The sequence below is a fragment of the Herbaspirillum sp. B65 genome (assembly GCF_000333555.1).
GTDB lineage: Bacteria > Pseudomonadota > Gammaproteobacteria > Burkholderiales > Burkholderiaceae_D > Herbaspirillum > Herbaspirillum rubrisubalbicans.
Window position 1 is genome coordinate 1 of the sequence record NZ_BADI01000539.1, and the last position, 7,925, is coordinate 7,925.

7 protein-coding genes and 2 pseudogenes are annotated in these 7,925 nt (G+C 66.3%); 3 read left to right on the forward strand and 6 right to left on the reverse strand.

All coding sequences use genetic code 11. From position 1 onward, the window contains the following. The 3 genes from I5W_RS13080 to I5W_RS13090 form a co-directional block, all read left to right on the forward strand. Positions 1 to 1,608 (forward strand): ATP-binding protein (locus tag I5W_RS13080; RefSeq protein WP_044529556.1); only part of this gene is annotated, 1,608 nt, incomplete at its 5' end. Beyond that, positions 1,586 to 2,566, forward strand: a complete 981-nt coding sequence (locus I5W_RS13085; RefSeq protein WP_044529557.1) for a response regulator transcription factor — start codon at positions 1,586 to 1,588, stop codon at positions 2,564 to 2,566. The genes I5W_RS13080 and I5W_RS13085, both read left to right, overlap by 23 nt. A gap of 92 nt (positions 2,567 to 2,658) precedes the next feature. Further along, positions 2,659 to 2,856, forward strand: coding sequence for a hypothetical protein (locus I5W_RS13090; protein ID WP_008329502.1), 198 nt, complete (start codon positions 2,659 to 2,661; stop codon positions 2,854 to 2,856). Positions 2,857 to 2,920: 64 nt separating this feature from the next. Here the strand turns inward: I5W_RS13090 and I5W_RS13095 are convergent. From I5W_RS13095 to I5W_RS13120, 6 genes and pseudogenes are all read right to left on the reverse strand, one after another. Beyond that, a pseudogene (locus tag I5W_RS13095) lies at positions 2,921 to 4,391 on the reverse strand (cobyric acid synthase). Then, positions 4,384 to 5,394 carry a threonine-phosphate decarboxylase CobD gene (gene cobD / locus I5W_RS13100; RefSeq protein WP_044529558.1) on the reverse strand — a complete coding sequence of 337 codons (1,011 nt, stop codon included), beginning with the start codon at positions 5,392 to 5,394 and terminating at the stop codon, positions 4,384 to 4,386. Before cobD ends, I5W_RS13095 begins: the two are co-directional and overlap by 8 nt. Beyond that, the gene (gene cbiB / locus I5W_RS13105; protein ID WP_044529559.1) at positions 5,387 to 6,334 is read right to left on the reverse strand and encodes an adenosylcobinamide-phosphate synthase CbiB; all 948 of its coding nucleotides are present in this window, start codon (positions 6,332 to 6,334) and stop codon (positions 5,387 to 5,389) included. The genes cobD and cbiB overlap by 8 nt, the downstream gene beginning before the upstream one ends. Continuing rightward, positions 6,328 to 6,939: a bifunctional adenosylcobinamide kinase/adenosylcobinamide-phosphate guanylyltransferase gene (gene cobU / locus I5W_RS13110; protein ID WP_044529560.1), complete on the reverse strand. Its 612-nt coding sequence runs from the start codon at positions 6,937 to 6,939 to the stop codon at positions 6,328 to 6,330. The genes cbiB and cobU overlap by 7 nt, the downstream gene beginning before the upstream one ends. Continuing rightward, positions 6,936 to 7,607, reverse strand: a complete 672-nt coding sequence (bluB, locus tag I5W_RS13115; protein ID WP_017450332.1) for a 5,6-dimethylbenzimidazole synthase — start codon at positions 7,605 to 7,607, stop codon at positions 6,936 to 6,938. The genes cobU and bluB overlap by 4 nt, the downstream gene beginning before the upstream one ends. Further along, positions 7,604 to 7,925: pseudogene (locus I5W_RS13120) on the reverse strand (cobyrinate a,c-diamide synthase); the annotation flags it as partial. The pseudogene I5W_RS13120 and the gene bluB, both read right to left, overlap by 4 nt.

A 7,925-nucleotide genomic window follows, 5' to 3' on the forward strand; every position in this document is an offset into this window, starting at 1 on the left:
CTTTCGGGACTGACGCTGTCAGCCCCGGACTCGCTGCGGGGCGTCTTCATCAAGCTGTTCTGCCTGTTGCTGGTGGTGGTGGGCGTGGGCGCCTGGTGGTTGGTATTGACCAACGAAAGCCGCGCCGTAGCGCAGGAAGAATCGGAGCGCCAGACCAACCTGCTGCTGCAGGAAATCGAAGCCCACAAGCAGACCGACGCCGAACTGCAGCGCGCCAAGGAAGCCGCCGAATCGGCCAACCTGGCCAAGAGCCGCTTCGTGGCCGGTATGAGCCATGAACTGCGCACGCCCCTGAACAGCATCCTCGGCTATGCCCAGATCCTGCACGTGGATGCCACCATCCCGCCGGCCCGCAAGGAAGCCATCGCCATCATCCGCCGCAGTGGCGAACACCTGTTGAGCCTGATCGACGGCTTGCTCGACATCGCCAAGATCGAAGCTGGCAAGATGCGCCTGGCTTCCGACGAACTGGCGCTGGAAGCTTTCCTGGAGCAGATCGTGGGCATGTTCGCGCCGCAGGCCGAACAAAAGGGCTTGCAGTTCCGCTTCGAAAAAAGCGGGCGCCTGCCGCAGATCGTCCATGCCGACCAGAAGCGGCTGCGCCAGATCCTCATCAACCTGCTGGGCAATGCGGTCAAGTTCACCGACCGTGGCGGCGTCACGCTCAAGCTGCGCTATGCCCGCGAGATCGCCTACTTCGACGTCATCGACACCGGCATCGGCATTGCCGAGGACGACCTGGAACGCATCTTCCTGCCCTTCGAACGCAGCAGCGCCGCCAATCTGCGCGAAGACATCGGCACCGGCCTGGGCCTGGCCATCAGCCGTATGCTGGTGCACATCATGGGTGGCGAGCTGGGCGTGCAAAGCCAGGTCGGCCAGGGCAGCAGCTTCCACCTGAAGATCTACCTGCCCGAAGTCCACGTGCCGCGCCCACGCATCCCGCTCGAAGATCAGATGTCTGGCTACCTCGGCCGTTCGCGCCACATCCTGGTGGTGGACGACCAGGCCTCGCAGCGCCGCCTGCTGCAGGACATGCTGCTGCCGCTGGGCTTTACCGTCAGCCAGGCCGACAGCGGCCTGGCTTGCATGGAGCGGCTGGCGCATGAAGTGCCGGACCTGGTGCTGCTGGACATCGCCATGCCGCAGATGGATGGCTGGACGGTGGCGCGCGCCATCCGCGCCCGTGGCCTGACGCAATTGCCCATCCTGCTGGTCTCGGCCAATGCCTTCGAAAACCTGCACGAGCGCAATGAGCCACCGCTGGTCAATGACTTCGTGGTCAAGCCGGTGTCCTATAACGAACTGCTGGGCAAGATCCGGCAGCATCTGCAACTGGATTGGGTGGCCACACCGGCCGCGCCAGCGGTGGTGTCGCAGTCGCTGATGCTGGTGCCCACGCAAGACAAGCTCGCCGCGCTGCTGGAGCTGGGCCACATCGGCTACGCCAAGGAAATCCTGCGCCAGCTCGATGCCCTGGAGAGCGGCAATCCGGCCTACCTGCCCTTCACCACCGAACTGCGGCTACTGGTCAAGCAATTCCGATTGAATGAATACGTCACCCGTATCAAGGAGCTGATCCGACATGATCTCAACGACGTTCGATAGACACGTGGTCCTGATCGTCGATGACATGCCCGATAACCTGGCCATGTTGTCCGACGCACTGGATGAAAGCGGCCATATCGTCCTGGTCGCCACCGACGGCCAGGCGGCCCTGGAACGGCTGGACCACATCACGCCCGACCTGATCCTGCTGGACGCCATGATGCCCGGCATCGACGGCTTCGAGACCTGCCGCCGCATCAAGCAGGTCAAGCGCGTGGCGCATGTGCCGGTGGTGTTCATGACCGGCCTGTCGGAGACCGAGCATGTGGTGCGGGGCTTCGAGGTCGGCGGCATCGATTACGTGACCAAGCCGATCCGCCCCCAGGAAGTGGTGGCCCGCATCGGCGCCCACATCCGCACTGCGCGCCTGATGACGCAGACGCGCGGCGTGCTGGAACATGCGGCCCACGCGGTGATCGTGCTGGGTGGCAATGGCTTGCCGATGTGGCAGACCAGCAAGGCCTCGCAATGGCTGGAAAAATACTACGGCCCTACCGCCCCCAGCAGTCACAAGCTGCCCGCGCCGCTGCAGGTCTGGCTCAACGAACAACTGGTGCGCCAGCGCCAGGGCGAAAGCCTGGACCACGTCGCCCCGCTGATCGTGCGCCAGCCCCAGGGGGAATTGCACATCACCCTCTCCGGCCCCGGCCAGGGGCATGGAGTGAGCCTGGTGCTGGAAGAAAAACCGAGCGGTGTGGCTGCGCGCCTGGAGGATGGCTGCAGCTTGCCGGCCACGCTGGAAAGCTGCCGCCTGACCCCGCGCGAGAGTGACGTGCTGCTGTGGCTGGGCAAGGGCAAGACCAACCGCGACATTGCCGACATCCTCGGCATGAGCCCGCGCACGGTCAACAAGCACCTGGAACATATCTTCGTGAAGCTGGGGGTGGAGACGCGCTCGGCGGCGGCGGTACTGGCCAGCAGCCTGACGGCCAGCAGCGGTACGCACTTGTTGCAATGAAGCGCGCGCAATAAAAGCGGGCAGGCCGAGTCGGTTTGGCCTATCCTTGCACAGGGCACTCACGCCCATCATCACCGAAGCAAGGAGTCAACATGCCCAAGAAAGAAAAACTGGACCCGGAAACCGAAGCCCTGATCCAATGGTGTACCGAAGTCGAGCAATTCCTGGTCAAGGGCGGTGCCACGCTGGACCAGGCGCAGGAGCACATCGAAGAACAGGTCGAATGGTTCACCGACCTCTACTACGATGGCCTGACCCCGGAAGAAGCCGCCAAGGAAGCCCTGGCCTGAGCTGCCTTCCGCGTTCCCCCCAACCCGCATCCCGGCCCGCAAGGCCGGGATTTTCTTTGGTACGTCAGGGATGGGCAAAGCGCGTGGGCAGCTGCCGCAGCGCCTGGTACAGGGGCCGGCAGGATTCGGCCAGGCGTTCCAGGCTGGCCTCGCGCAGCGCATCCAGGTCCACCGCCGCCACGCCATCCAGTCCGGCCCAGGCCAGCAAGGCGGCCAAGGCCGCTGGCGTATCGAACATGCCGTGCAGGTAGCTGCCGAGGATCTGGCCATCGGCCGATTGCGCCCCCTCGCCGCGGCCTTGGATGATGAACGCCGGGCGCGCAAGGGCCGCACCGGAGGACTCGCCCATGTGAATCTCGTAGCCGCGCACGCTAGCGCTTTCGCCACCGAAAGCGCAGTGCCCGCTCACCTGTAGCAGACGCTTCTCACGCGTGAGTTCGGTGCGCATGGTCAGCAGTCCGAGGCCGGCACTGCTGCCCGGTGCGCCTTCCACGCCGTGCGGATCATCCACGCTCTCGCCCAGCATCTGGAAACCGCCGCAGATGCCGATCAGCTTGCCGCCATAGCGCAGATGGCGGCCGATGGCAGCGTCCCAACCGTGCTCCCCGCAACCAGCGCAGGTCACCACGCGTGTTCTTGCTGCCGGGCAGGATGATGAAGTCGGCCGGCGGCAGTGCTTGGCCCGGGCCGATGAAGCGCAGGTCCACGCCGGGATGGGCGCGCAGTGCGTCGAAGTCGGTATGGTTGCTGATGCGCGGAAAGACCGGCACGACGATGCGGAAATCGCCCTTGACCTCCTGCATGGCCGCCACCGCATCCTCGGCATCCAGATGCAGACCATGCAGGTAAGGCAGCACCGCCAGTACCGGCTTGCCGGTGCGTTGCTCCAGCCAGTCCAGCCCCGGTTGCAGCAGGCTGATGTCGCCGCGAAAGCGATTGATGACGAAGCCGATCACGCGTTCGCGCTCGCTCTCGGACAGACAGTCGAGGGTGCCAGTCAGGTGCGCGAAGACGCCCCCGCGGTCGATGTCGGCCACGATGATAACGGGACAATCGACCGCTTCGGCAAAGCCCATGTTGGCGATGTCGCGTGCACGCAGGTTGATCTCGGCCGGACTGCCCGCCCCTTCCACGATCACGCAGGCATATTGGGCGCGCAGCCGTGCATAGGATTGCAGCACGGCTTGCATGGCTTCGGTCTTGTAGCGATGGTAGTCGCGAGCGTTCATATCGGCGCGCACCTTGCCATGCACGATGACCTGGGCGCCGGTATCGCTGGAGGGTTTCAATAACACCGGGTTCATATCGGTGTGTGGCGGGATGCCAGCGGCCTGGGCCTGCAAGGCCTGGGCCCGGCCGATCTCGCCACCATCGCTGGTGACCGCACTGTTCAAGGCCATGTTCTGCGGCTTGAAGGGCGCCACGGCGATGCCATCGTTCTTCAACAGCCGGCACAGGGCCGCCGCCAGCGTGCTCTTGCCGGCGTCCGAGGTGGTGCCTTGGATCATCAGGGTAGGGAAAGGAAAATCAGCCATGCTGGTTCCACCCCCTCAATGCTTCCTGCAAGCGGCTCCAGCCGGCTTCATCCGGGGGCAGGCCGAGGCGGATGCCACCCGCCCCTTGGCGGAACAGGCGCACCCAGATACCGGCGCGCGCCATGGCGTCGTGCAAGGCCGCGGCACGTGGTTCCGGCCACCACTGGAACAGGGCGGTACCGCTGGCGGCGATACCCTGCTGCGCCAGCAGTTCATGCAGGCGTTGGCCCTCGCTCAACAAGCGTTGCAGGGTCTGTTGCTGCCAAGCGAAGTCGCGCAAGGCCGTGCTGCCGATCTGCTGGGCCGGGCCGGTGATGGTCCACGGTCCCAGCCAGTCAGCCAGCGCAGCCAGGAGCGCAGGCGCGGCGGCGACAAAACCCAGTCGCAAGCCGGCCAGGCCAAAGAACTTGCCGACCGAACGCAAGACGATCAGGCCCGGCTGTTCGCTGTAGGGGGCCACGCTGTAGCATTGCAGGATGTCGCCGAAGGCTTCATCGACCACCAGCCAGCCACCGCGCTCGGCCAGCAGCGCGGCCCAGCGCAACAGGTGCTCGGGGGCCACCAGCGCACCGGTGGGATTGTTGGGATTGCACAGCACCAGCACTTCGCAGCCGGGTGTGCTGACGGCGTCTTCCAGGTCGGCGTAGCTGACTTCGCGCACCTGGTGACCGGCACGCCGCCAGCAGTGTGCGTGCTCGGCATAGATGGGCGCGGCCACCACCACCTGGGCCGGGCGCCCATCCTGGCGCAGGCGCACTTGGGGTAACGCCTGGATGGCCGCCTGGGTACCGGCCACGGCCAGCATATGCGGCGCGAGGTAGTAGTCGCAGGCCGCCTGTTGCAGGACGTGCGAGGTTTCGGGCAGACGATGCCAGGCCTCGGCCGAAGGTGCTGGCGCCGGGTAAGGCCAGGGGTTGATGCCGGTCGACAGGTCCAGCCACTGGCTGCGCGCACGGCCATAATGACGGGCTGCGTCGTCGAGGTTGCCGCCGTGTTCAAGCATGGCTGCCTCCCAGGCACAGCACGGCCACGGCACCGACCACCGCCAGCCACAGGGCCGCGCTCATGGCCACCAGGCGCCAGGCGCGCACGATGTCCGGCCCTTGCGGTGGCTGGCCCAGGCCCAAGGGCGGACGCTGCTCCAGTTCGCCGTCATAGATGGCCGGGCCACCCAGGGCCAGGCCCAGGGCGCCGGCGCCAGCGGCCATCACCGGCCCGGCATTGGGGCTGCTCCAGGCCGGGGCCTGTTGCTGCCAGCAGCGCATGGCCAGTTGGCGCTGTCCCAGCCAGGCATAGGACAAGGCGGTCAAGCGCGCCGGTATCCAGTTCAGCACATCATCAATGCGCGCCGCTGCCCAGCCGAACTGCAAGAAACGCTCTGTGCGGTAACCCCACATCGCATCGAGCGTATTGGCCAGCCGGAACAGCAAGGCCCCCGGACCACCCGCCACCAAGAACCAGAACAGCGTGCCGAAGACCGCATCGTTACCGTTTTCCAGCAGCGATTCGACCCCGGCCTTGGCCAGCTCCTGTTCGTTGGATTGGCGCGTGTCACGGCTGACGATGTAAGAGGTCAGACGACGCGCCTGTTCCAGCTCGCCAGTAGCCAGAGCCTGGGCAATGGGCAAGGTATGTTCGCGCAGGCTGCGCAAGCCGATGCAGAAATACAGCAGCGTCGCATGGAGCAGCGCCGATAACCACCACGGCAGCCATGACAGCAGCCAGATCGTGAGCAGTACTGCGGGCAACACCGCCAGGCTCCAGGCCAGTACCCCACGCAGACGCAGGCCCGGTCGCGCATTGAGCAGCGCTTCGATGCGCTGGGCCAGGTGGCCGAACCCGACCAGCGGATGCCAGCGCCGCGCCTCGCCCAGCAGCAGGTCCAGCGCCATGCCCAGCGCCATCAGCACGGCCAGCCAGGGCCAGGAGAGGCCGCTCAACATGGGCTGCCCTTGAAGGTGAGCGGCAGGCCCGCCGCGACCCATTGCACCCGCTCGCAGAGGGCGGCCACGGCCTGGTTCAGGCGCCCTGCCTCATCGACGAACCAGCGCGAGATGGCGCCCTGCGGCACGATGCCCATGCCCACTTCGTTGGACACCAGGATCACCGCACCCGCAGCTTCCTGCAAGGCGCGCAGGAAGGACACGCGCTGCAGGGTGAAGGTGGGCGGTGCCTCGATAGGACCGACCTCGGGAAATTCGAGGCCATCGGCAAAAAGCAGATTGGCCAGCCACACGGTGAGGCAATCGACCAGCACGACATTATCGGGGCGGCTATGGGCGCGCAGCGCATCGCCCAGGGCCAGTGCTTCTTCGACGGTACGCCACTGACCACCGAGGGCGACGCGCCGTTGCCGGTGATGGACGATACGCGCCTGCATCTCGGTGTCGCTGCGGCTGACGTGGGCACTGGCGGTGGCGATATAGACGATCTCGCTGGCGCCGGCCTGCAAGGCGGCCAGCGCCAGTTGCTCGGCATGGGCGCTCTTGCCGCTGCGGGCGCCGCCGAAGATCAGGCTGCGGCATGGCGCAAGAGTGTGGGCAGTCATGCTGGCGTTTCTCCTTGCGCCGGCCAACGGTCCTGGAAGACCAGGTCTTGCAGGCGCTGGCGCTGCGCCCATTGCTGCTGCTCCAGCATGGGCTTGTCATAGAAGGCAGGGACGTGGCCCAGGCACAGCACCGCCACCGGTTCTGCCCCGCTTGGCAGATGCAGCAAGCGCGCCAGCGCCTGCGGCTCGAACAGCGACACCCAGCCCATGCCCAAGCCCTCCGCACGCGCCGCCAGCCACATGTTCTGCAAGGCGCAGGCCAGCGAGGCCAGGTCCATCTGGGGCAGCGTGCGACGACCGAAGACGTGCGCTTCACGGCGATCCATCAAGGCCGCCACCAGCAGCTCGCCACACTCCAGGATGCCCTCCACCTTCAGGCGCATGAATTCATCCTCGCGCTGGCCCAGGGCCTGGGCAGTGGCGATGCGCTCCTGTTCGACCAGGGCGTGGATCTGCTGGCGCAGGGCGCGGCTGGCGATGCGGATGAAGCGCCAGGGTTGCATGAAGCCCACGCTAGGGCCGTCATGCGCGGCCTGCAAGAGCCGCTCCAGCAGGGCCGGATCGACCGGATCGGGCAGGAAGTGACGCATGTCGCGGCGCTCGCGGATGACGCGATAGAGGGCCTCGATCTGTTCCTGCGGATAACGATGACAAGCCGGCTGGCTCATGCGCTGGCGCCTCCGAAGAGGGCCGCCACCGTGCGCGGAGCCGAGCGGAAATAGGCGTGCAGGTAGCTGGCCGTGACCTGGCCGCGGCGATACACCACCTCGCCTTCGGAAGAATCGAACAGGCGCTCGCCGCGCGCCATGAACTGTGCCCCCACCACCGCCCGCGAATAGTGGAAGGTGTGGCAGCGCAGGTGTTCGCCCACCGCGCCCGGCAGGTTCAATTGCAGGGTCTGGTAACCCAGCCCCTGCAGGCGCGGCTGCACCGTGGCCTGGCCGGGCAGCACGCCGCACATCTGACCGCTGGCACCGTCCATGCCG

Coding starts and splice junctions, on each gene's coding strand:
- cobD (WP_044529558.1), bottom strand. CDS start 5,394: ATGCTTGAACACGGCGGCAACCTCGACGACGCAGCCCGTCATTATGGC.
- I5W_RS13085 (WP_044529557.1), top strand. CDS start 1,586: ATGATCTCAACGACGTTCGATAGACACGTGGTCCTGATCGTCGATGAC.
- I5W_RS13090 (WP_008329502.1), top strand. CDS start 2,659: ATGCCCAAGAAAGAAAAACTGGACCCGGAAACCGAAGCCCTGATCCAA.
- cobU (WP_044529560.1), bottom strand. CDS start 6,939: ATGACTGCCCACACTCTTGCGCCATGCCGCAGCCTGATCTTCGGCGGC.
- bluB (WP_017450332.1), bottom strand. CDS start 7,607: ATGAGCCAGCCGGCTTGTCATCGTTATCCGCAGGAACAGATCGAGGCC.
- cbiB (WP_044529559.1), bottom strand. CDS start 6,334: ATGTTGAGCGGCCTCTCCTGGCCCTGGCTGGCCGTGCTGATGGCGCTG.